Source organism: Hymenobacter sp. UYCo722, assembly GCF_040547115.1.
Lineage (GTDB): Bacteria > Bacteroidota > Bacteroidia > Cytophagales > Hymenobacteraceae > Hymenobacter.
Genome location: NZ_JBEPPC010000009.1, coordinates 1 through 20,827 on the forward strand (window position 1 = coordinate 1; position 20,827 = coordinate 20,827).

Annotated in this window: 19 protein-coding genes and 1 rRNA gene; 9 read left to right on the top strand and 11 right to left on the bottom strand. The window is 61.3% G+C overall.

What is annotated here, in order from left to right:
* The 3 genes from rrf to ABIB44_RS18020 all read left to right on the top strand — a co-directional run.
* Positions 1-96 (top strand): 5S ribosomal RNA (gene rrf, locus ABIB44_RS18010); the annotation flags it as partial.
* 180 nt (positions 97-276) lie between these two features.
* Positions 277-1,572 (top strand): rod shape-determining protein RodA, encoded by a 1,296-nt coding sequence (rodA, locus tag ABIB44_RS18015; RefSeq protein ID WP_354586066.1) that lies wholly within the window; start codon positions 277-279, stop codon positions 1,570-1,572.
* 680 nt (positions 1,573-2,252) lie between these two features.
* Positions 2,253-2,912, top strand: coding sequence for a hypothetical protein (locus tag ABIB44_RS18020; protein WP_354586067.1), 660 nt, complete (start codon positions 2,253-2,255; stop codon positions 2,910-2,912).
* Here ABIB44_RS18020 and ABIB44_RS18025 read toward each other — a convergent pair.
* Positions 2,881-3,939, bottom strand: a complete 1,059-nt coding sequence (locus ABIB44_RS18025; protein ID WP_354586068.1) for a hypothetical protein — start codon at positions 3,937-3,939, stop codon at positions 2,881-2,883. The two genes, ABIB44_RS18020 and ABIB44_RS18025, sit on opposite strands and share 32 nt — an antisense overlap.
* The gene (locus tag ABIB44_RS18030) at positions 3,932-5,131 is read right to left on the bottom strand and encodes a DUF8457 domain-containing protein (RefSeq protein ID WP_354586069.1); all 1,200 of its coding nucleotides are present in this window, start codon (positions 5,129-5,131) and stop codon (positions 3,932-3,934) included. Before ABIB44_RS18030 ends, ABIB44_RS18025 begins: the two co-directional genes overlap by 8 nt.
* A gap of 36 nt (positions 5,132-5,167) precedes the next feature.
* Here ABIB44_RS18030 and ABIB44_RS18035 point away from each other — a divergent pair, with 36 nt between their 5' ends.
* From ABIB44_RS18035 to recO, 4 genes are all read left to right on the top strand, one after another.
* Entirely contained in the window at positions 5,168-5,488 is a 321-nt protein-coding gene (locus ABIB44_RS18035; protein WP_354586070.1) for a 2Fe-2S iron-sulfur cluster-binding protein, read from the top strand.
* Between the two features lie 155 nt (positions 5,489-5,643).
* Positions 5,644-6,270 (top strand): thymidine kinase, encoded by a 627-nt coding sequence (locus ABIB44_RS18040; protein ID WP_354586071.1) that lies wholly within the window; start codon positions 5,644-5,646, stop codon positions 6,268-6,270.
* Positions 6,271-6,347: 77 nt separating this feature from the next.
* Positions 6,348-8,717 (top strand): type IX secretion system anionic LPS delivery protein PorZ, encoded by a 2,370-nt coding sequence (gene porZ, locus ABIB44_RS18045; RefSeq protein WP_354586072.1) that lies wholly within the window; start codon positions 6,348-6,350, stop codon positions 8,715-8,717.
* 129 nt (positions 8,718-8,846) lie between these two features.
* The gene (gene recO, locus ABIB44_RS18050) at positions 8,847-9,566 is read left to right on the top strand and encodes a DNA repair protein RecO (RefSeq protein WP_354586073.1); all 720 of its coding nucleotides are present in this window, start codon (positions 8,847-8,849) and stop codon (positions 9,564-9,566) included.
* A gap of 172 nt (positions 9,567-9,738) precedes the next feature.
* Here the strand turns inward: recO and ABIB44_RS18055 are convergent, their stop codons facing one another.
* The 5 genes from ABIB44_RS18055 to ABIB44_RS18075 all read right to left on the bottom strand — a co-directional run bounded on the left by ABIB44_RS18055 (position 9,739) and on the right by ABIB44_RS18075 (position 14,082).
* Entirely contained in the window at positions 9,739-10,686 is a 948-nt protein-coding gene (locus tag ABIB44_RS18055) for an FKBP-type peptidyl-prolyl cis-trans isomerase (protein ID WP_354586074.1), read from the bottom strand.
* A 35-nt stretch (positions 10,687-10,721) separates the two neighbouring features.
* The gene (locus ABIB44_RS18060; RefSeq protein ID WP_354586075.1) at positions 10,722-11,228 is read right to left on the bottom strand and encodes an FKBP-type peptidyl-prolyl cis-trans isomerase; all 507 of its coding nucleotides are present in this window, start codon (positions 11,226-11,228) and stop codon (positions 10,722-10,724) included.
* A gap of 12 nt (positions 11,229-11,240) precedes the next feature.
* A complete protein-coding gene (locus ABIB44_RS18065) occupies positions 11,241-11,858 on the bottom strand; it encodes an FKBP-type peptidyl-prolyl cis-trans isomerase (RefSeq protein ID WP_354586076.1) in 618 nt (205 codons plus the stop codon).
* 91 nt (positions 11,859-11,949) lie between these two features.
* Positions 11,950-12,993, bottom strand: a complete 1,044-nt coding sequence (locus ABIB44_RS18070; RefSeq protein ID WP_354586077.1) for an FKBP-type peptidyl-prolyl cis-trans isomerase — start codon at positions 12,991-12,993, stop codon at positions 11,950-11,952.
* Positions 12,994-13,035: 42 nt separating this feature from the next.
* A complete protein-coding gene (locus ABIB44_RS18075; protein WP_354586078.1) occupies positions 13,036-14,082 on the bottom strand; it encodes a DHH family phosphoesterase in 1,047 nt (348 codons plus the stop codon).
* 192 nt (positions 14,083-14,274) lie between these two features.
* On the opposite strand from ABIB44_RS18075, the gene ABIB44_RS18080 reads away from it, so the two are divergent.
* Positions 14,275-16,299, top strand: a complete 2,025-nt coding sequence (locus tag ABIB44_RS18080) for a glycosyltransferase family 39 protein (RefSeq protein ID WP_354586079.1) — start codon at positions 14,275-14,277, stop codon at positions 16,297-16,299.
* A gap of 76 nt (positions 16,300-16,375) precedes the next feature.
* Positions 16,376-16,786 carry a nucleoside-diphosphate kinase gene (locus ABIB44_RS18085; protein ID WP_354586080.1) on the top strand — a complete coding sequence of 137 codons (411 nt, stop codon included), beginning with the start codon at positions 16,376-16,378 and terminating at the stop codon, positions 16,784-16,786.
* 129 nt (positions 16,787-16,915) lie between these two features.
* Here the strand turns inward: ABIB44_RS18085 and ABIB44_RS18090 are convergent, their stop codons facing one another.
* The 4 genes from ABIB44_RS18090 to ABIB44_RS18105 all read right to left on the bottom strand — a co-directional run bounded on the left by ABIB44_RS18090 (position 16,916) and on the right by ABIB44_RS18105 (position 20,824).
* A complete protein-coding gene (locus tag ABIB44_RS18090) occupies positions 16,916-18,202 on the bottom strand; it encodes a nucleoside permease (RefSeq protein ID WP_354586081.1) in 1,287 nt (428 codons plus the stop codon).
* 147 nt (positions 18,203-18,349) lie between these two features.
* Positions 18,350-19,480 (bottom strand): alkene reductase, encoded by a 1,131-nt coding sequence (locus ABIB44_RS18095; protein WP_354586082.1) that lies wholly within the window; start codon positions 19,478-19,480, stop codon positions 18,350-18,352.
* Positions 19,481-19,662: 182 nt separating this feature from the next.
* Positions 19,663-20,277: a superoxide dismutase gene (locus ABIB44_RS18100; protein WP_354586083.1), complete on the bottom strand. Its 615-nt coding sequence runs from the start codon at positions 20,275-20,277 to the stop codon at positions 19,663-19,665.
* Between the two features lie 106 nt (positions 20,278-20,383).
* A complete protein-coding gene (locus ABIB44_RS18105) occupies positions 20,384-20,824 on the bottom strand; it encodes a nucleoside deaminase (protein ID WP_354586084.1) in 441 nt (146 codons plus the stop codon).
* Between the last annotated feature and the right edge of the window lie 3 nt (positions 20,825-20,827).

Here is a 20,827-nt window from a genome sequence, read left to right on the forward strand (position 1 = left end):
CGGGTGTTCACCTCTTCCCATTCCGAACAGAGTCGTTAAGCCCCGGTGCGCCTATGGTACTGCCTTCACCGGTGGGAGAGTCGGTCGCCGCCAACCTTACAACAGGAAACCCTCTTGGATGCTTTCACCAGCAGCCAAGAGGGTTTTTGCTTGTAAATAGGCCCCCAAATGGCAATTCGCAAATGAGAAAATGAAATTGCGCAACAGAGCATAAAATCATTCAGTAGCAAAGGATAATAGGTCGTATTTTTGAGGTCTATTACTAATTAAACTGCAGTGCAAGTTTCACCGGCGCGTTACAGCCGAAGCGTTGATTGGATAACAGTACTCCTGTACGTAGTGCTAGTTGGATTGGGATGGGTTTGTATCTATGCTTCCAGTTATTCGCCAGATGCACCGAATAATCCGTTGAGTAGCATGAGCTTTGATAAGCTTATGGCCTTCAACTGGTTTAAGCAATTATTGTGGATTGGGACGGCATTGATGCTAATAGTTGTTCTGCTCGTGGTGGACTACAAGGCATACGACACCTTGGCGTATGGCCTTTATGCGGGGATGATAGTGTTGCTGCTGGTGACAATGGTGGTAGCGCGGCCAATTGCAGGCTCACGGTCGTGGTTGGAATTGGGGCCAGTGCGGCTGCAACCGGCTGAGTTCGCCAAGTTTACGACGGCATTGGCGGCTTCTCGGTTTATGGCGAGCATCAATTTGCGTAATCAGAACTGGCGTGACCAGTTGGTGCTGGCAGGCATTACTTTGTTGCCACCGCTTCTGATTGTGGCTTCGAATGAGTCGGGGCAGGCGCTGGTTTTTGGGGCTCTGCTGCTGGCTTATTTTCGTGAGGGCATGTCGCCACTGATTTTGCTGTTGCTGGCAGCGGCTGGAGTGATTCTGTTGTTGGCTTTGCTAGTGCCAAAACTCTGGCTCGTAATTGCGTTTACGGTGCTGCTGCTGGCGGTACTCGGGCTGAACCGGCGCATATTGCGCCACCATTTGCCGGTAGCGTTGGGGGTGTGGCTGGCCGTGATTGGGATGGTAGTGGGCGTCGACTTTTTCTATAACAAAGTGTTGCAGCCTCATCAGCGGCAGCGCATTGAAATTTTGCTTAATCCTTCTTCAGACCCGTTGGGTAAGGGTTGGAACGTAACCCAGAGTAAAATTGCGATTGGCTCGGGTGGGTTGGTAGGGAAGGGTTTTTTGCAGGGGACGCAAACGAAATTTGATTTCGTGCCAGAGCAGAGTACTGACTTCATTTTCTGCACGGTAGGGGAGGAGTTTGGCTGGATGGGCAGCTTGGTCGTCATCGGGCTGTTTATGACGTTGCTTTGGCGTATTATTTATGTGGCGGAGCGCCAGAAATCGGTGTTTGGGCGCACGTATGGTTATTGCGTGGCCAGTGTACTATTCTTCCATATGACAGTGAATATGGGCATGACGATGGGGCTGGCCCCGGTGGTAGGCATTCCGCTGCCATTTTTCAGTTATGGAGGTTCGTCGCTGTGGTCGTTTACTATTTTGCTGTTTAGCCTACTGGCTTTGGATGCGTACCGCAAACAGGATTTGGTGCGCTAATGGAGCGCGCGCGGGTACCGGGCTGGGTGTGGGTGCTGCTGGGGCTGGCGCACGTGTTGGCACTGACCTGGGCCTTGCACAGCGGCCGTTGGAATTTTCCGGACTCGGGACGGTATCGCCAGGCTGCCGCTAATTTGGTAGCGCACGGCCAATTATATGCCCGGAGCTGGCCCGCTGACGGTCCGCGCGGTCCAGAAGTACAGGAATTTACGATTCGCCCGCCAGCGTATCCGGCGGTACTGGTCGCTTTGGGGAGCTTTTCGACTAATCCGTGGCTGGTGTTGCTGGTGCAAAACGGCCTCAGCCTGCTGGCTTTGGGAGTTGTACTGAGTTGGTGGGCACGGCGAACGCAGCCTTTCCTCAGACATTGGGTCGGGGCGGTGGCATTAGTGCTCACATTTCCGGCGCAGCTGATTTACGCTAATGCGGTAATGAGCGAGGAGATGTTGCAGAGCCTTTTGCTGGTGGCGCTGGCAGCTGCCCTCGCATTCCATCGAACGGGCCGATTCCGCTACTGGCTGGGAATAGCGGGCGCGGTGACGCTGGCACTCCTGCTTAAACCGGTTTGTGGCATGCTGGCCCTGGGTATGGCAGTAGGCGGGCTGGTAATTGGTTGGCGAAAGCGTCAGTTGTCGTTGGCGGTTGTTGGGATGCTGCCATTAATAGTGATGGGAGCATATATGGCTTGGAATCAGCAGCGCACGGGCTACTTTCACTTTTCCAGCATTACGGAAATTAATCTGCTGCACTATAACGCGGCGGGCGTAGTGCGGCAAGTAGAAGGGCCGGCGGCTGAAGATGCCTGGGTGGCCAAAGTACTGCGCGACGCGAATGCGCAGGGAAATTTTGCTGCCCGGCAGCAATTTATTCAAACGAAGGCGGGAGCGGTGTTGCTGGCCCACCCGTTGGTATACGCCCGGCAGCATCTGCTGGGGATGGTCGCGTTTTTCCTCGACCCTGGCCGCTTCGATGTAAGTGAATTTCTGAACTTAGCGCCTTTGGCGGGCGGTGGGTTGCTGGCGCAGGCGCGGGCGGGCGGCTTGTGGCCCGCCATTACGCGGCTGCCGTTAGGAATGCTGACGGCTTTGCTGGTAATACTACTGGCTAATATTATCCGGCTGGTGCTGGCCGTGCGGGGCTTTCGGCGGCTTGGGCGGGAAGCGGGGGCCGGGCGGGCGGAACGATGGATTGCCGTAGGCTTGCTGGCGTATCTGGCGCTACTAACGGGACCGCTCGGGGCGGCCCGTTTCCTGATGCCAGTTTGGCCCCTGTTGTTGGCGCTGGCGCTGGTGGGGCTACGCGCGCCGACTACGCCTGCAGCAGGCGCCGCCAATGCGTGAAGACCAGGGCGAGCATGGTGCAGAAGACGGGGGCAACCAGATAGCCCATGCGGCCCAGGTCGCCGGACAATAGCATGTGCACTCCAACTACGGCAATCAGGCCGATTTCAGGGCTGCCCAAGGTTGTGAAGACGTTCGGCGACGGGCTTGAGGCGCGCCGTTGGAATGCCAGCGCCAGCGGCGGGATGAGGGTGAACAAGCCAAAGATGCTAAGTAGCTCGCCCAGGCCTTTGAGGGAAGCCGCCCGGCGCAACGAGTATGCAATGTTATCGAAGTGAGAGAGGGCATTGCTGACGGACTGACTGGCCGGCACGCCCAACTGGCTATCAATTAGCTGATGAACAATGAAAAACAAAAACAGCCCCCCCGCCAACGCCCCAAGCTGCCGGGGCCACGCCAGGGCCGGCCGCCCGAACCACAGCAGCCAGGGTACCAGAAAAAGAAAGGATTCTTTGGCTATCGGCCCGAGCAACAGGGCCAGCACTATTGCCCAGCCGCCGCCGGGGCCGCGCCGCACGGCATAGTAGCCCAAGCCGAAGACGAGTAGGTACAAACTGTCGGTGAGGGGCAGGCCCGCGGCGTACTCAGCCCAGCGGCTGGTGAGCACGGCCAGCATGGCCAACACAGCGGCGGTGGGAGCGGCACCGGCCTGCCGGGCAGCATTGAACCAGCAGGCCCCGGCAGCCCCCAACAGCAGGCAATTCACTAAGTAAAACGCGAAGCGCAACGGCCATTGGCCCGCGGGCCGGTGCGGCCAGACGCGCGCATACGCCCGGGCGATGGGGGCCGCCACGGCTGCCGCCGCGCCTGGCACCAGCACGCGATAGCGCCGCGTGACATTAACACTATCGAACCGCCCGCTGGCCATGCGCAGGTAGCTGCGGGTGTCGAGCGAGTGCGAGAAATCGTAGTGCACGTACATCGGGTAGGCCAGGTTGGCCAGGGCCGCTACGGCCAGCAGCCACGGCAGCAGCCAGCGGCGCAGGCGCGGGCCAAATGAGGGCACGATGGACGCGAGACTAGGCAAACTTGCGCTCGATGAGCTTCAGCAGCTTGTTGACGTGTTCTTCCTTGCGGCTCCAGTCGTAGCGCTGCGAGAGGTCGCCGCTGACGTAAGCGCGGGCCTGCTCGGTGGTGGGCAGCGAGTCGAGGTGCTGAATGGCGGCGTGGTAGTCCATGTTCTCCCCGTTGAACAGCTCGTTGATGAAGCTGAAGCGTTGGTTGATGGAAATAGCTTCGCGCAGGGTTTCCACCTTGGGGCCGGCGCGCTCGGCCAAGGTGGCGGACGCAGTCGTGGAGCGGAATGTATCGGCCAGAGCGGGCGCAGCGGGCTGGCCGGCCTTCAGCTTTTCGTGAAGCGGAATCGCAGTCAGGTCGGTATCGGGCAGCGGGCGAGCTGGGGTGGCTATGGGGGCGGGAGCAGCTACCGGCGCGGCAGTTGGGACAATCGTTTGAGGGGCGGCGGGAACTGGAGCCGGAATGGATACGAACGAAGGTGTAGCCACGGAAGCCGGCTGCGCGACTGGTTCGGCGGGGGTAGTTGCCGGCGCTGGTTCGGTCGGAGGCGCGTTCAGCGACGATACCGGGCCATCTTCCAGCAGGTCGGCCGTAGTGAGGGGCAGCAGGGCGCTGAGCTCTTCGACCAACCGCTGCATGGACTGAGGCGCGCGGTAGTTGGCCGCGTGGTAGAGTTCGAAGCGGTGCGTGAGGAAATCGCGGCTCAGGGCATTGTTGGCCGAAAGGCTGTCGAAGAATCCCTGGTAAAAAACTTTGTCGACATCGATGTACCGCAGGGCATCGCGCAGGCTGGCCAGCGTGGGTATTTCGCCCGCGCCCGATAGCAGGCGCTGGAAGCTACCCAGTGGGTCGGCCACCAAGCCCAGCGTACCGGCAGCGGCCTGGGCCAGCAAGGGCTCGAAAGCGGCGCGTCCGAGGCGAATGTGGCGCGAGAGCACGTTCATGAACTGCGTGAGGGCTAGCTGCACGGGCTCGGTTTCGAAGTTGAAGTAGGGGCTGCGCAGGCGGGCGGTTTCGGCCTGCCACTGGCCCAGCAGCTGGCGCACTACCAGCAGGTTGAGCTGGCGCACGGGCGTAAACCTGAGCACGGCCGGGCCGTCGAGCGTGGCATCGGGTTGGGTACCAAAGTGCTGGTCGCAGAGCCGGGCGGCCAGGCGGCGGCCGTATTGGGCGCACTTGGCGAGGCTATATTTGTCGTTCATAAAAAGGCCGGTTTCGGTGGCCGAAGTTAGGCACAAATGCCCCTGCTAACGATTGAAAACTTGCCCGGCATCCCCGTTGAGGTGCCGGCTGATGCGACGCTGCTGGCGGCCCTGCAAGCCGCCGGGCACGACTGGATGCACGCCTGCGGGGCCAAAGGCCGCTGCACTACCTGTCGCGTGCGCGTGTTGACCGGAGCCGAGCACTTGGGCCCGCTCACCGCCGCCGAGGAGCGCTACCGGGCTGCCGGCCGCCTGCTACCCACCGAGCGCCTCACCTGCCAGGCCCGGCTGCCGGCCGGCAACGTAACCGGCCGCGTGCCCGAAGCTACCAAACTGCCGCACGTGCGGTATTGCTAGCAGCTCGGCAATTCGACCCGCTCTAATGCAGCCGAGAAGCCAGCCAGTCAGCCGCTTTGCTTTTTTACGGGGTAACATTCGTTGCGGGGAGCCCTTTTCGCTTGGCCGTTCGTTGCTAACTTTAGGTTTCCAACCCACCTCAAACGCGCTGCATTTTGTTTATTGAACCCCGCGTCGGCAACCGGCACAACGCTCCGCGCCGGGGCTGGATTGAAGTGGTGTGCGGCTCCATGTTCTCGGGTAAAACCGAGGAGTTGATTCGCCGCCTCACCCGCGCCCGCATTGCCCGGCAGCGGGTCGAAATCTTCAAGCCCGCCCTCGATACCCGCTACCACGCTGAAGACGTGGTGAGCCACAACGCCGCCCGCATTCGCTCGACGCCGGTGGCTGTTGCCTCCGAAATCCTGCTGCTCGCGGCCGGCTCCGACGTGGTGGGCATCGACGAAGCGCAGTTTTTTGATGACTCGCTGGTAGATGTGTGCGCGCAGCTGGCCAATAATGGCACGCGCGTCATCGTGGCCGGCCTCGATATGGACTACCTCGGCCGGCCCTTCGGCCCCATGCCGGCGCTGCTGGCCACGGCCGAATACGTGACTAAAGTGCACGCCGTGTGCGTATGCTGCGGCGAAATCGCCTCCTATTCCTACCGCATTGCGGCCAGCGCCAGCCAGGTGCTGCTCGGCGAAACCGATTTGTACGAGGCCCGCTGCCGGCCCTGCTTCCTGGAAGGGATGCAGGCCAAGGCACCAGCCGCGGCCGAGCCGGCCCAGGCCGCGCACTAAACGGCCCCGCCGGGCGTTGGGCCCCGGCGGCTGGCGGGCCGGTATTCCTTTCACGTTGCCTTTTTTTTGCTGCGCGTATGTTGCACCTTTTTCGTTGGTTGGCGGGAGTAGTTGGGTTGATGCTGCTGGCCGGAGCGGCGCAGGCCCAGGGCACGGCCGGCTACGGCGACTGGCAGCTGCATTTGCCCTCCAGCCATCCCACCCGCCTGGCCGACGACGGCGACCGGATATACGTGGTGGCTGAAAACGCCTTTTATTTCTTCGACCAGAAGCTGAGCACCACGCAGGTGCTTTCGCGCCGCGATGGCCTGAGCGACGTGGCCGCCGTGGCCGTGGCCTACGACTCGACCACCCGCCAAACTGTAGTTGCCTATCGCAACACCAACATCGACGTGCTGACGGCCGGAGGCCGCGTGCGCAACCTGAGCGACATTCTACGCAAGTCGATACAGGGCAGCAAGGCCATCAATAAGCTGTCCGTTGAGGCCGGCAAAGCCTATCTGTCCACTACGTTCGGGCTGGTCGTTCTCGACCTCAATAAGCTGGAGGTGAGCGATACGTACAGCAACATTGGGCCCGGCGGCACCGTTGTGAACGTGTACGACGCGGCCGTGGCCAACGGCTATCTCTACGCGGCTACTTCGGCTGGCCTGCTGCGTGGCGCCCTGACCAGCAACCTGCTCGACTACCGCAGCTGGACGCAGTACCTGCCCGTGCCGCTGAGTGCCACGCAGCAGGTGTACCACTACGTAGCGGCTTACGATGGCAAGGTGTACGCGGCTGTGGGGCCCATGTTTTCGGGCTCGCTCTACGTGTTCAATCCGGCTGGGGCCGGGACTTGGCAGGGAGTGGCCAACACGTATACGGCGCAGTTTCGTAACCTGCGGGCCAGTAGCATCGGTGTGCTGATAATTGACGACGACTATGGCGTACGCCGGGTCGACCGAACCGGTGCCGTGAGCGTGGCGGTGGCTCCCTCGCGCGGTACCTCGATTCAGGACGCTGTGCGCGCACGCGACGGCAGCTATTTTCTGGCCAACTACGAGCAGGGCCTGAAGCGGCTGCGGCCCGGGCAGCCGGCCGAAACCTTCCTCGCCAACGGCCCCGAAAGCAGCCTGGCTTTTAGCCTACTCACCGATGCCCGCACCAGCACCGTGGACGTATTCACGGGCGGCTATTCCGAGCGCTATCAGCCCAATTTTTCGCGGGCGGGCTTCTACGAATATGCCAATGGACAGTGGACCAACATAACCGCTACCACTTTCCCCAACACTACTGATTTTCCTAACCCCACTAGCCCCGTGCGCGGCACCCGCACGCCCGATGGAACTTTGTACGTAGCCAACTACGGCGGCGGTCTGCTCGAATGGCAGGGGCCGGGCAAGTTCCGGCGCTTCGGCCAGAACACACCAATGGCTAACCCGCTGCTGGGCACGTTTGGCGATGCCAACCGCGTTGAAATTACCGACGTAGCGGCCACGCCCGAAGGCAAGGTGTGGGTGGTGAACCGCCACCTGCGGGAGGGAATTTCCGGCCTGTCGATTTTCGACCCGGCTGCTACCACCTGGAAAGTCATCCCCACCACGCCGGGCTTTGATGCGCTCGACCGCATTGCACTCGATAATTTCGGTTACGCCTGGGTGTCGGTTGCGCGCAAGTCGGACCGGGGCGGCGGGGCGGGCTCGGCTGCTTTGGGCATTTTTGCGGTCGACCCCGACAACGTTAGCCCACCGCGCTTCTTCACCAAAGCCAATGGCCTGCCCGATGACCAGATTTACGAACTGGCCAAAGACCGCCGGGGCTACATCTGGGCTGCCACTATTAAGGGGGTGGCGGTGTTCAACGACCCCAGCGGGCCTTTTCAGTCCACCCTTGGGTTTAACGCTCCCACCGTGCAGCGTGGCGAAGGTTCTGGCTTCCCGGCCCTGTTTACGGAGGCAGTACGGGCTATTGCCATTGATGGAGGCGACCGCAAGTGGTTTGGCACCGACCACGGCCTGTGGCTCTTCAGCCCCGATGCCGACGAGGCCCTGCTGCACTTTACGACCGCCAACAGCCCGCTGCCCTCCGACCGCATTGTGGATGTGAAGGTGAACGACAAAACCGGCGAAGTCTGGGTGGCCACCGACGCGGGCGTGGTGGCCTACCGCGGCGGCTCCACAATCACCGAAGGCGCGCCGAAGTGCGCGGCGGCCTTTCCTAACCCCGTGCGGCCCGATTTTCAGGGCCTGGTGGGCATCACTGGTTTGGCCAACAACGCCATTGTGAAAATTACCGACGTGGCCGGCCACCTCGTGTACGCTACCACGGCCGCCGGTGGTGCCGTGACCTGGAACCTGATGATGCCCGACGGCCAGCGCGTGCGCTCGGGTATTTACCTGGTGCTCTCGACCGATGCCGACGGCAAAAATGGCTGCGTGAGCAAAGTAGCCGTACTGAGCAAATGATTTGAAAATGTGCTGATGTGGGGAATGCGGATGAAGTGAACCTAGGAAAAAGGACCCGGCTCCGTGTTTCAACGGCCGGGTAAACTTGCACATCACGTACATCGCCCGGCTCTTCATATGGAATAAGATATGCTAATTAAAACGCGGGGCATCGTCCTCAGCTACCTCAAATACCGGGAAACCAGCATTATTGCCCGCGTGTATACCGAGCGCCTGGGCGTGCAAACCTACGTGGTGAACAGCGTGCGCAAGGCTAAGCCACCCGGGCGCATTGCCCTGTTTCAGCCCTTCACGCTGCTGGAGCTGGTGGCCTACGTGGCCCGCGGCAGCAGCGGCCTTACCCGCCTCGCCGAGTTTCGCTGCGCCGAGCCGTTTCAGACGCTGCCCTACGAGGTGGCGAAAAGCAGTGTGGTGCTATTTCTGTCGGAAGTGGTGGGCCGGGCTGTGCGCGAGGAAGAGCAGAACGAGCCGCTGTTCGCGTTTCTGCACGACTCCATACTGGCATTCGACCGCCAACCTCACGGCGCGGAGAATTTTGCCCTGGTTTTTCTGCTGGAATTGGCTAATTACCTAGGTTTCGGTACCAGCTCGGGGGGCGAGCTGACCGACCAGGTAATTATGGCCGGCCACGCGGCTACCGTTTCCGGGAGCACTGGCCCGGCTACCCTGCGCCTGCGCGAATTCGACCATTATTTCGACGAGCTGCTGCGCGACCCGGCTGGCAGCACCATTCCCAACGGCCGCGTGCGCCACGAGCTGCTGAACGTCCTCATCCGCTACTACCAGCTGCACGTGGAGCAAATGGGAGAGATTCGCTCCCTCGATATCTTATCGGAAGTGCTGAATTGATTCGCTGGCAGTTATTCGTTGCCAGGCAATAAAAGTCTGACAAATGCCAACGAATAAGTAGTCGCGCAGAAGTAGGCGCATTGATTCTAGAACGTCATGCTTAAGCGGACGCCAGATAAGCATGACCGCCTTTTGGGCTACGCTTACTTTTGCGTGACTGCGCTACCGCCAACTATTTAAAATCGAGCAGCTCGACTTCGAAGCGTAGCACGGTGTTCGGCGGAATGTCGGCCCCTGCCCCACGCGCCCCGTAGGCCAGCGGCGAGGGGATGAGCAGCACCGCTTTGCTGCCTTTGGTGAGCATGGCAATGCCCTGGTCCCAACCCGGAATTACCTGGCCCACGCCCAGCGTGAAGCTGAACGGGTCGTTGTTGCGCTTGGCTGTCGAGTCGAACTCCTTGCCCGTGCTGAGCACCGTGCCGCGGTAGAGCACGCGCACCGTCTGGCCCTTTTTGGGCGGCAGGCCGGTACCGGCTTTCTTGATGATGTAGTAGGTGCCACCGGCCGTCTTTTTGGCGGTAGCGTGGTTTTTCTTCAGGTAAGCCCCGATGAGGGCATTGTCCTTCAACAGCTGGCCGGCCGAAAGCTGCACGGCTTTCTTTTGCATTTCGGCCTGCAGCTGTTGCTGGCGGGCCTGCATCTGCTCCATCGTCAGCAGCTCGCGGGCGCTGGCCAGCACCGTGAGCGTATTGCCGCCGCGCTTAACGAAGGGCGGCACGGGCTGGCGGAAGGTTTTGGCGAATACCGTATCGGCCGGGAAGCGGAACACGGCGCTGTCGCCGGGTAGCAGCAGGCCCAGGGCCTCTTCGAGGCTACCGGGCGTAGTTTGGGGCGGCAGGGCCACGGGCTGAGCTGTGGGCTGCATGCGGCGCGAGCTCATAAGCACCGAGTCGCGCCCGGTGCGGAATTCCATGAACACGGTGAGCACCTGGCCGGCCCGGCTGGCGTAGGGCGCATCGGTAGGGGCCAGGGCGCGGGGCTGGTACTTGCCGGTCGCATCGGCCCGAAACAGGCGGTACTCGGTACCCGAAGGTAGGCGGGCGAAAGGCTGGTCCTGCGCCTGAGCGGGCCGGGCCAGGCCCAGCAAGGCGGCCAGCGCGCCCAAAAGAAAGTGTCGCATAGCGAATAGAAAAACAGAATAAATAGCCGGGTCCGTTAGCGGACACCGACAATCTCCAGCTCGAAGACCAGCGGCGTGCCGGGCGGTACCAGGAAACGGTCATCGTCGTCGGGGTGGCGTACGCCCTTGGCGGCGTAGCCCAGCGCGGCCGGAATCCAGACCCGCACGCGTGAGCCCACCGGCAGCAGGAGCATCACCTCGTCGAGCCCGGCAATGACTTCGTGCCGGCCCACCCGAAATTTCAACAGGCCACCCTGGGCCTCGGAAGCGTCAAAAATGTGGCCGTCGGGCAAGAAGCCGGTGTAGCGGGCACTCACGCGCTGGCCAGCCTGGGGCAGCGGCCCGGTACCACGCGCCCGAAACACGTAGCGCACGCCGTTGGGCGTGCGCTGCGGGGGCGTTTGCAGGGTATCGAGCGGCGGCAGGGGCGAGGTTGCGCCCGGCCCGGCTTGCGCCAGGGCGCTGCCAACCGGCAGCGCTAGCAACCCCAGTCCCAAAAACCAGGCGCGGAGCCAATCTTCGCCGGAGGTCCTCGTCGCCATGCGAAAAACGATTTACTGAATGCCGAGAATTTCCACGTCGAACAGCAGCGCCGAATCGCTCGGAACAATTACCTGCCTGGTGTTTGGGTCAGTGTAGCCACTGGGCCCGTAGCCCAGGCGCGAAGGCAGCAGCAGCAGTTTGCGGTCGCCCACGCGCATCAGCAACAGTCCTTCGTAAAAACCTGGTGCTAAGCCAGTACCAGCTACAAACACCGCGCAGCCGCACTGCGTGTTTTTGTCTGCCGAGTTGTCAAAAATAACTCCCTGCGGAAAGCGCGAGTCGCCCGGCGAAGCGGGGTAGCCCGTCGAGGACGGGTGGGCCCCGTTGCTCAGGACCCTGCCGATGTATTTCATGCGCACCCGGTCGCCGGCTTTCACCGTCGTTCCGGTCCCGTCCACTAGGTTCACTACGTACAGTCCCGAGTTGGTCTTGGTCGCTTTGGCGAGCAGATTGTTGCGCCGCAGGTAGCTCTGAATCGTATCATCGTCGATTTGCTTGAGCTGGTCCTGGTGCTCGCTCAGCTGCTTTTGCAGGGTGGTTTTGCTGTTGCAGCTCCACATGGTGGGAATAGCCAGCAGTAGCAGGGCTGCCAGCAGCCAGTGGCGCGTCCGAAGCAGGGAAGTATTCATGTCGACAAGAGCTAACATAATTCCGGCCAGCAGGGGCCCGGGCCGTGGCACCGTGCCACCCGTTGGCCGGAATCGGGAGAAATAAAAAGAACTATTGAACCGCTACCAGCTCCACTTCGAAGCGCAGGGGCGAGTTGGCCGGAATGTCGGCCCCCGCACCACGCTCACCGTAGGCCAGCGGCGACGGAATCAGCAGAATGGCTTTGCTGCCGGGGTTCAGCATGGCAATGCCTTCGTCCCAGCCCGGAATTACCTGGCCCAGGCCGATGGGAAAGTCAATCGGATGGCCCTGCTTGTCCGACGAGTCGAACAGCTTGCCGCTCAGCAGCGTGCCGTTGTAGTTCACGCTCACCACCTGGCCGGTTTTGGGCTTTTCGCCCGTGCCCGGCTTCAGCACCTGGTAGTACACGCCCAGGGGCGTTTTCTGCATCGTCAGGCCGTTTTTCTTGATGTATTCCTGCAGCAGGGCATCATCTTTCTTCATTTGCTCGGCCACCTTGGAGGTGCCCAGCATGGTCTTCAGCGCCTGCTGCTGACCGGCTACCTGCTTCTGGAAATCGGGCGAAGCCATGCGCTTCTTAATCTGGGCGGCCATCGAGCGCTTCTGCAGCTCGGGCTCCATCGCTTTTTCTTCCTCGGCCGTGGCCAGCTTAGGCGTGGTCGACACAAACATCTGCACGAACGGGCCGCCGCGCTTCAGGAAAGGCGGTACCGCCTGGCCCGACTTCGGCTTGATGAGCGAATCGACCTGGAAGCGGAACACGCCGCTGTCGCCGGGCTGCAGCAGCGAAAGCGCCTCGTCGGGCATGCCCTTCTGCTTCAGCTCCTGCAGGGGCATCGGCACGGCCATGCCCATGTCGGTGCGGGTGTTTTGCAGCACCGAGTCCTTGCCGGTGCGGTATTCGGTGTAGCCCATCAGGAACTTGCCCACCCGGTTCTTGTAGGTGGGGTCGCCGTCGGGGCCGATTTCGCGGCGCTCGTACTTGCCGTCCACTTTCTTAAAGACTTTGTACTCGATGCCGGACTTGGTTTTGGCAAAGTCGCCACCGCCTTTGTTGCAGGCCGTGAGCGAAGCGAAACTGAGCACGCCAGCCGCCAGGGCCAGCTGCCGCGCAGAGCGGGAGGAAAAACGCATGAAAATAATTAAAGGGGATGAAGGGTCAGAAACGGTGTAAAGTTACACCACCGGCGGCGCTACGGCGGCGGGCACGCCCGTCAGCTGCTCCTTGTACTCGGGCAGGATGCCCAGAAAGCGCTCCACGGTTGCATCGAGGGGCTCGTAGCTGATGCCACCGGAGGCATTGTGATGCCCCCCGCCGTCGAAATGCTTGCGCGAGAAGTCGCTGACGGAGAAGCTGCCCACCGAGCGGAACGAAATTTTGACGGCCACGCCGCGGTCGATAAATACCGCCGCGAACACGATGCCTTCGATGCTGAGCGCGTAGTTCACCAGGCCTTCGGTGTCGCCGGTTTTGCTCTGGTACTGGCGCAGTTCGTCCTGCGTGATGGCGATGTAGGCCGTGTTGAACTCGCGGTTTACCACCAGCTTATCCTTCAAAATAAAGCCCAGAAAGCGCAAACGAATTTCGGAGTGCGAGTCGTAGATGCGGCGGTGCACCGACGATAAATCAATCTGCACCTTCAGCAGCTCGGCAATAATAAGGTGCACGTTGCGCGAAGTGCTGGGATGGCGGAACGAGCCCGTATCGGTCATAATACCCGCGTACAGGGCCTCGCCCATGCCCTTGGTGATGAGGTCCTGGTCGCCCAGGTCGCGGATAATCTCAAAAATCAGCTCGGCCGTAGCCGCTGCCGTGGGCACCGAGAATACGATGTCGGCAAAGTCCTCGGGCTGCTGGTGGTGGTCGATGAGCACCTTGGTCGCGCTGGCCTGGCGGATGTACTCGCCCAGCTCGTTGATGCGGCCCAGGCAGCTGAAGTCGAGGCAGCAGATAACCTCGGCGCGGGCGATGAGGTCGCGCACCTGCCGGTCGTTCTGGCGCTTTTCGTAGATAACCACCTCGTCGTTGCCCTCCATCCAGTTCAGGAAGGCGGGGTAATCGGACGGCGTCACGACCGTGACGTGATGGCCCTTTTGCTTGAGGTAGCCGGCCCAGGCCAGCGACGAGCCCAGCGCGTCGGCGTCGGGCTTGTGGTGGGTAGTGATGACAACCTGCTTGGGCTGCGCCAGCAACGCCCGCAGGGCGGAAATGGAACTAGACATCGACAACGTGAATGGCCCTGTTAGAAACGGCGGGCCGGTGGCTTACAAAGAATTGGGCCGGCAAAAGTCGGAAGAAATCTTGTCTTAACAGCTAAAGCCCGCCGGAAGGTTCGCGCAAAAGTGCCGAACGGCTCCCTGCCGAAGCCCGGTAAATAACTTTACCGGGCCATTAGCCGCCTATTTAAAAATTTTATGCCTCCTCCTTTCGAATTGTCGCCACCGCCGCCGATGCCTAATCACCGGCTGAAACAGGGGTTGGCGGCCGGAGTGGTACTCCTGGGGCTCTGCGCGTGGTTCTATCACGATTCCATTACCAGCAACCCGGCTTTTAACCACGCGTGGGCCCAGGCCGACTGGTTTGCCCTAGCCTTAAAATTTCGCCAGGGGGGCTATGATTTTTTTCATCCGGCCACTTTCAACCTGCTCACCGACCAGGGAGTTACCGGGGCCGGCTTTCCGGTGCCCGCGTACCTGGCAGCCTTGCTCATGGGCCTGGTGGGTACCGATTCGCCGGCGGTGATGCGCCTCGTGACACTGGGATTTGGCCTGAGCGGGCTGCTGGCCCTGTTTAGCCTCATCAGGCGGGCCAGCGGGTCTTTTTGGAAAGGGTTGGCGGGGGCAGTATTCGCCTTGGTTTCGCCGATTTACGTGTTTTATCAGGCCAATTTCCTGCCGTCCGTGTCGGCTTTTGGCGTGGTGCTACTGGGCTATTACTGCTTTGTGCGGGCCCTGGAAGCCACGCCAACCGGCCGCGAGCCCGCCCCTCGCCGCTGGCTGGCCATCGGGGTGGGCCTGATGGCGGCGGCGGCGGCCATGCGCACCCCGTTTGCTGTTCCGTTGCTGGCTTCGCTGGGCCATCTGGTTGTTTTGCGGCCCCGGCGCCCGGCGGCTATGCTGGGTCGTGGCTGGGTAGCGGGGTGCTATGGGCTGGCTTTTGCGTTCGTGGCCGGCACGCTGCTCTACAACGCGCATTTGGCGGCAGTTTATCACGGCAGCATGTTTCTGGCCCAGCCGCTCCCGTTCACCTCCCTTGACGAAGCCCGCCAGATATCCCGCAACGTATTCAATGCCTGGGCCGGCAGCTTGCTGAGCCCGCCCCAATGGGGAGCGCTGGCCACGGTGGTAGCGGTAGTGCTGGTTCAGCAGGGGCGCCGGCTGGGGCGCTGGGAGTGGAGCGGGCACTGGCAGCTGCTGCTAAGCGGTAGCTGCTGCTACTACGTGCTGATGGGCAAGCAATACGAAGTGCACGATTATTACCTGATTGACACGTTCCTGCTGCCGCTGGTGCTGCTGGCGGCCGGCAGCCTCGTGTTGCTGCGCCGCCCGCCCCTGCGCGCCGTGCGGGTAGCGGGTGGGCTGGCCGGGGCCGGGGCGTTGCTGCTGGCCGCGTTGGCGGCCCGCTCCGAGCAGCAAAATCGCATCACGCAGGCCCCCGACGATGCCGGCCGGCTCACAGAACTGAATTTCCGGACCAGTGCCCGGTGGCTCGACTCGCTGGGGGTGCCCCGCGCGGCTACGCTGCTCGTGCTCGATGCCCGCTCCTACAACCTGCCGCTGCTGCTGGCCCAGCGCTCGGGATGGACGGTCGTGAACACCGCCGCGCATTTTCTGACCGATGCGCTCCAACTGCCGGCCGACTACGTGGTGACCCAAAACTTCAGCTACCTGACCGATATCGTCTACAATTATCCACTCATCACCGAGCGGCTGCAACCGGTGGCCACCAACGGCCACCTCACGCTGTGGCGGCTGCGCCCTACGGCAGTTGTCCCGCAGTGGCAGTGTTTCACCGACCTGGAAAGCCCCGACCCGGCCATGTGGCGCAACCTGCCGCCCGCCGGCCAGGGCCCGGCCCTGTCGGGCAGCACGGCGGCCTGGTTGCGCGATTCCCAAACCGTTGGCCTGACGTGGTACCGCACGGCGGCGGCGCTGGGCGTCGGCGGCGGCGAACGCCTGCTGATGACGGCGCGCTACCAGACCGAAGGCGACGCGCAGGCCCAACTCGTGTGCAGCCTCGAGCCCGCGCAGGGCGGGCCAGCCTACTGGCACCGTTCAATGCCCTGCCAGCCCACTTCGTCAGGCTCGTGGTGGAGCGTGGGCGGCGCATTTCCCCTGCCCAGGCCCCGCAATCCGGCCGATGTCCTCAAAGTGTACCTGGCGAAGGCCGGGGCGGGCGCAGTGGCGGTTGATGATGTTGAAATACAGTTAGTTCGATAACTGCTGCTCAATACCCGCCGTTGTGCCGTAATTTTGCGGCTGATTCCTATTTATCACTCACTCCTTAGCCCTTAAGATGGCCACCAACCGCACATTCACGATGATTAAGCCCGATGCCGTTCAGGAAAACCACATTGGTGGTATTCTGAGCATGATTGAGGCCGGCGGCTTCCGCATCGTGGAGCTCCAGAAAATTAACCTCACTGCCGAGCGCGCCGGCGAGTTCTACGCCGTGCACGCCGAGCGTCCGTTCTACAACGACCTCGTGAAATACATGTCGAGCGGCCCCATCGTGGCGGCTATTCTCGAAAAAGAAAATGCCGTGGCTGATTTCCGTACCCTCATCGGTGCCACCAACCCGGCCAATGCCGAAGAAGGCACCATCCGGAAGAAGTACGCCAAGAGCATCGAAGCCAACGCCGTACACGGCTCCGACTCGGACGAAAACGCCCAGATTGAAGGCGAGTTCTTCTTCGGCAACAAGTAAGCAGCCAGCGTGTGCCAGCCTAACCGCCGGTGCAATAAAGAAAAAGCCCGCTCTGCGCATGCAGGGCGGGCTTTTTCTTTATACTAAAAACAGACTGTTTTTATACCAATCTTGTATTGCCGAGCTTACTCAGGCTTGCTCAACCGAGAGTAGCGGCGCAACGTGCGACGCATCCTCGACCGACTGGGTGGTGTGCTTGTGCTTGAAAATGAGTACGAACAGCACGGCAATGGCCAGCGAGTAGCCCGCGAACGTGAGCCAGATGCTGTGCCAGTCCTTCACGCCGTTGGCATTGGTGAAGTAGTGCTGAATGATGAGGCCGCTGAGCGAGCTGCCCAGCACGGCCCCGAAGCCATTGGTCATCATCATAAACAGGCCCTGGGCGCTGGCCCGGATGCTGGGCTGCGTCTGGGTTTCGACGAACAGCGAGCCCGAGATGTTGAAGAAGTCGAAGGCCATGCCATACACGATGCACGAGAGAATAATCATCCAGAGGCCCTGACCGGGGTTGCCGTAGGCGAACAGGCCAAAGCGCAGTACCCAGGCAATCATGCTGAAAAGCATCACCTGCTTGATACCGAAGCGCCGTAAAAAAAACGGAATGGCCAGGATGAACAGCGTCTCGGAAATTTGCGAGATAGACATGATGATGGCCGGGTACTTCACCGTAAGGGTGTCCTTGTACGCCGGGTTCTGGTCGAAGTCGTGTAGGAAGGTGTCGCCGTAAGCGTTAGTGAGCTGCAGGGCGGCTCCCAGCAGCAGGGCGAAAATAAAGAAGGTCGCCATTTTGCGGTCGCGCAGCAGGGCAAATGACTTGAGACCCAGAATTTCTACCAAGCTCTGGCTCGACGAATTGGCCGACTGCGGTGGGCACTTGGGCAGCGTGAACGCATACAGCCCCAGCAGGATGGCAGCCCCGGCGGCCACGTAAAACTGGTTGGGTGATTTCTCGAAGCCGAGCAGGCTCACCGTCCACAGCGCCACGATGAAGCCGATGGTGCCCCAGACCCGGATGGGCGGGTAGTCCTTCACCACGTCGAGGCCTTCGGTCTTCAGCACCGAAAACGAGACGGCGATGGACAGCGACAGCGTGGGCATGTAAAAAATCATATTCAGCAGCATCACCCAGAACATGGTTGTGGGGTTATCGACCAGCGGGACGGTGAGCAGCACGATACCGCCCAGAATGTGCAGGATGCCGTAGAGCTTCTCCGCGTTCACGTACTTATCGGCCACGATGCCCATAAGCGAGGGCATGAAGATGGAAGCAATGCCCATGGTCGAGAAGATGGCCCCAAACTGGGCCCCGGACCATTGCTTCGTTTGAAACCAATAAGCGCCAATCGTAATCAGCCACGAGCCCCAGATGAAGAACTGGAGGAAACTCAGGACAGTAAGGCGCAGCTTCGTATTCATGCGGGAACGGGGCAAAAGGGGTGGGATAAGACAGATGCAGGCGCGGCGCACGGCCCACGACCGTCAAAGATAAATAAAAAAGCCCCTGCGAAGCGCCCGGCCGGGGGCGAGCTTCGCAGGGGCTTTATTTAGCCGTTGAGGGCTATTTTACGCCTCGTAGGTGGGCGAGAACGTGCCGGCGGGCTGGCCGTCGGCCGTGGGGTAGTCGGTGTAGCCGTCGGCGAAGCCGTTGGGGCCGGGGGCGTAGTAGGTAGCCTGGTCGCTTTCGGCCAGGGGCAGGCCTTTTTCGAGGCGCTCCACGAGGTCGGGGTTCGAGATGAAGGGACGGCCAATGGCCACGAGGTCGGCGTTGCCAGCTAGAGCGGCATCAATCTGCTCGACGTTGTCGTACCCGCCGCTCAGGATGAGGGTGTTGGTGAATTTCTCGCGGATGAGCGGAACGACTTCGGCCGGTACGGCCGGGGCACCCATGGCCTGGTGGTCGACGAGGTGCAGGTATACGATGCCGATTTTCTGAAGCCCCTCGGCCAAGTAGGCGTAAGTTTCGTTCGTCTCGGGATAAGCCGCCATGTCGTTGAACACGCCCCAGGGCGAGAGGCGGATACCGGTGCGCTCGGGACCAATTGCCTCGGCTACGGCCTTGGTAACTTCGAGCACGAAGCGGGCGCGGTTCTCAATGCTGCCGCCGTACTCGTCGGTGCGCTCGTTGCTGGCGGGGTTCAGGAACGTTTCCAACAGGTAGCCGTTGGCTCCGTGCAGCTCCACGCCATCAAAACCGGCTTCGATGGCCAGCTTGGCGCTTTGCACAAACCCGTCGCGCACTTTGGCAATTTCCTCCGGGCGCAGGGCGCGGGGCGTGGGCTGGTCCTGCATCTGCTGCTGGTCGGTCCACATCTGGCCTTTGGCGGCAATGGCGGATGGGGATATCCCCTCGGCCCCCTCGGGCAGGTTGAGAGGGTGGAACACGCGGCCGGCGTGCATCAATTGAATGAAGATATGGCCGCCGTGGTGGTGCACGGTTTCTGTAATGCGCTGCCAGTTGGTGGCTTGCTCCTGGTTGAACAAGCCGGGAATACGGGCGTAGCCCAGGCCATCGGCCGAGGGCGACGTGCCTTCGGTAATGATGAGGCCAGCGGTAGCGCGCTGGCGGTAATACTCAGCCATCAGCTCGTTGGGCACGTTGCCCAGGGCGCGGCTGCGCGTCATGGGGGCCATTACAAGGTGGTTGGTGAGGGTGAGGTTGCCCAGTTTGGCGGGCTCAAAAGCTTTGCTTGACATAAGGTCGATTAAAGTGGCGGCGTGCGTAGGCCACCGGGTTTGATGAAGCGCGGTGATAAAGCAGGTACGTACACGAATTGTTTTTGACTGATTTTCTGGCGTTATCGCACATAAAAAAAAGGCCCGCCTCCGGGGGGAGACGGGCCTTTTAGGGCAATAATATCAAATTGCTACGCCCGAAGCTAAGCGGCGTAAACTTCGGCAAAACGCTTGTTCACTTCGTCCCAGTTGATGAGGTTGAAGAAGGCCGCGACGTAGTCGGGACGGCGGTTCTGGTACTTGAGGTAGTAGGCATGCTCCCACACGTCGAGGCCGAGCACGGGGATGCCCTTGCAGCCCGACTCGGGCATCAGCGGGTTGTCCTGGTTCGGGGTCGAGCAAATTTGCACCGAGCCGTCGGCCTGCTTGCACAGCCAGGCCCAGCCCGAGCCGAAGCGCGTGGTGGCGGCTTTGGTGAAATCTTCCTTGAATTTGTCGTAGTTGCCGAACGTTTTCGTGATGGCTTCGCCCACCGCCCCGGTGGGCTGCCCGCCGCCGTTAGGCGACAGAATGGTCCAGAACAGGGAGTGGTTGTAGTGGCCGCCGCCGTTGTTGCGCACGGCCACGGGAGCCTTGGCAATGTTGTGCAGGATTTCCTCAATGGATTGGTTCTCCATTTCCGTGCCCGCGACGGCCGCGTTCAGGTTGGTCACGTACGCCTGATGATGCTTGCCGTGGTGAATTTCCATGGTTTGCGCGTCAAACGTAGGTTCGAGCGCATCGTAAGCGTACGGAAGTTTGGGAAGTTCGAAAGCCATAACTAAAAGGGTTTGGGTTGGTGAAGAGAGCGTGGGAAGTGTAGCTGTTTAACTCGCCGGCCGCGCGCATGGTTGCGCTTATCATCGGTTATGCTTCAAAAGTAGATTATTTCCGCTTCATACTGAAAAATTGCTGCATCAGTCCGGCGCAGGCCGCCGCCCGGATACCGCTGCGCAGCTGCGTGCGCCGGTGCAGCAGCTGCCCGTGGCGTCGAAAACCCACTTTGGGCTCCTCCGCGCCAAACACCACGGCCTTTAGCTGGGCCCAGTAGCTGGCCCCGGCGCACATTACGCAGGGCTCGATGGTGACGTACAGCGTGCAGTCGGCCAGGTATTTATTGCCGAGGTGATTGGCGGCAGCCGTCAGGGCCAGCATCTCGGCGTGGGCGGTTACGTCGCGCAAACGCTCGGTTTGGTTGTAGCCCCGTCCGATTATCTGGTTTTCGAACACAACCACGGCCCCGATGGGAATTTCATCGGCGGCGAGGGCTTTTTCGGCTTCGGCCAGGGCCTGGCCCATAAAATACTCATCGTCGGGGGCAGCCACGGC

What these genes read in the sequence shown, in the direction of transcription:
- ABIB44_RS18065 (WP_354586076.1), bottom strand. Translation starts at nt 11,858, where the DNA reads ATGAATACTTCCCTGCTTCGGACGCGCCACTGGCTGCTGGCAGCCCTG.
- ABIB44_RS18095 (WP_354586082.1), bottom strand. Translation starts at nt 19,480, where the DNA reads ATGTCAAGCAAAGCTTTTGAGCCCGCCAAACTGGGCAACCTCACCCTC.
- ABIB44_RS18090 (WP_354586081.1), bottom strand. Translation starts at nt 18,202, where the DNA reads ATGAATACGAAGCTGCGCCTTACTGTCCTGAGTTTCCTCCAGTTCTTC.
- ABIB44_RS18075 (WP_354586078.1), bottom strand. Translation starts at nt 14,082, where the DNA reads ATGTCTAGTTCCATTTCCGCCCTGCGGGCGTTGCTGGCGCAGCCCAAG.
- porZ (WP_354586072.1), top strand. Translation starts at nt 6,348, where the DNA reads ATGTTGCACCTTTTTCGTTGGTTGGCGGGAGTAGTTGGGTTGATGCTG.
- ABIB44_RS18035 (WP_354586070.1), top strand. Translation starts at nt 5,168, where the DNA reads ATGCCCCTGCTAACGATTGAAAACTTGCCCGGCATCCCCGTTGAGGTG.
- recO (WP_354586073.1), top strand. Translation starts at nt 8,847, where the DNA reads ATGCTAATTAAAACGCGGGGCATCGTCCTCAGCTACCTCAAATACCGG.
- ABIB44_RS18055 (WP_354586074.1), bottom strand. Translation starts at nt 10,686, where the DNA reads ATGCGACACTTTCTTTTGGGCGCGCTGGCCGCCTTGCTGGGCCTGGCC.
- ABIB44_RS18080 (WP_354586079.1), top strand. Translation starts at nt 14,275, where the DNA reads ATGCCTCCTCCTTTCGAATTGTCGCCACCGCCGCCGATGCCTAATCAC.
- ABIB44_RS18085 (WP_354586080.1), top strand. Translation starts at nt 16,376, where the DNA reads ATGGCCACCAACCGCACATTCACGATGATTAAGCCCGATGCCGTTCAG.
- ABIB44_RS18030 (WP_354586069.1), bottom strand. Translation starts at nt 5,131, where the DNA reads ATGAACGACAAATATAGCCTCGCCAAGTGCGCCCAATACGGCCGCCGC.
- ABIB44_RS18100 (WP_354586083.1), bottom strand. Translation starts at nt 20,277, where the DNA reads ATGGCTTTCGAACTTCCCAAACTTCCGTACGCTTACGATGCGCTCGAA.
- ABIB44_RS18060 (WP_354586075.1), bottom strand. Translation starts at nt 11,228, where the DNA reads ATGGCGACGAGGACCTCCGGCGAAGATTGGCTCCGCGCCTGGTTTTTG.
- ABIB44_RS18020 (WP_354586067.1), top strand. Translation starts at nt 2,253, where the DNA reads ATGGCTTGGAATCAGCAGCGCACGGGCTACTTTCACTTTTCCAGCATT.
- ABIB44_RS18070 (WP_354586077.1), bottom strand. Translation starts at nt 12,993, where the DNA reads ATGCGTTTTTCCTCCCGCTCTGCGCGGCAGCTGGCCCTGGCGGCTGGC.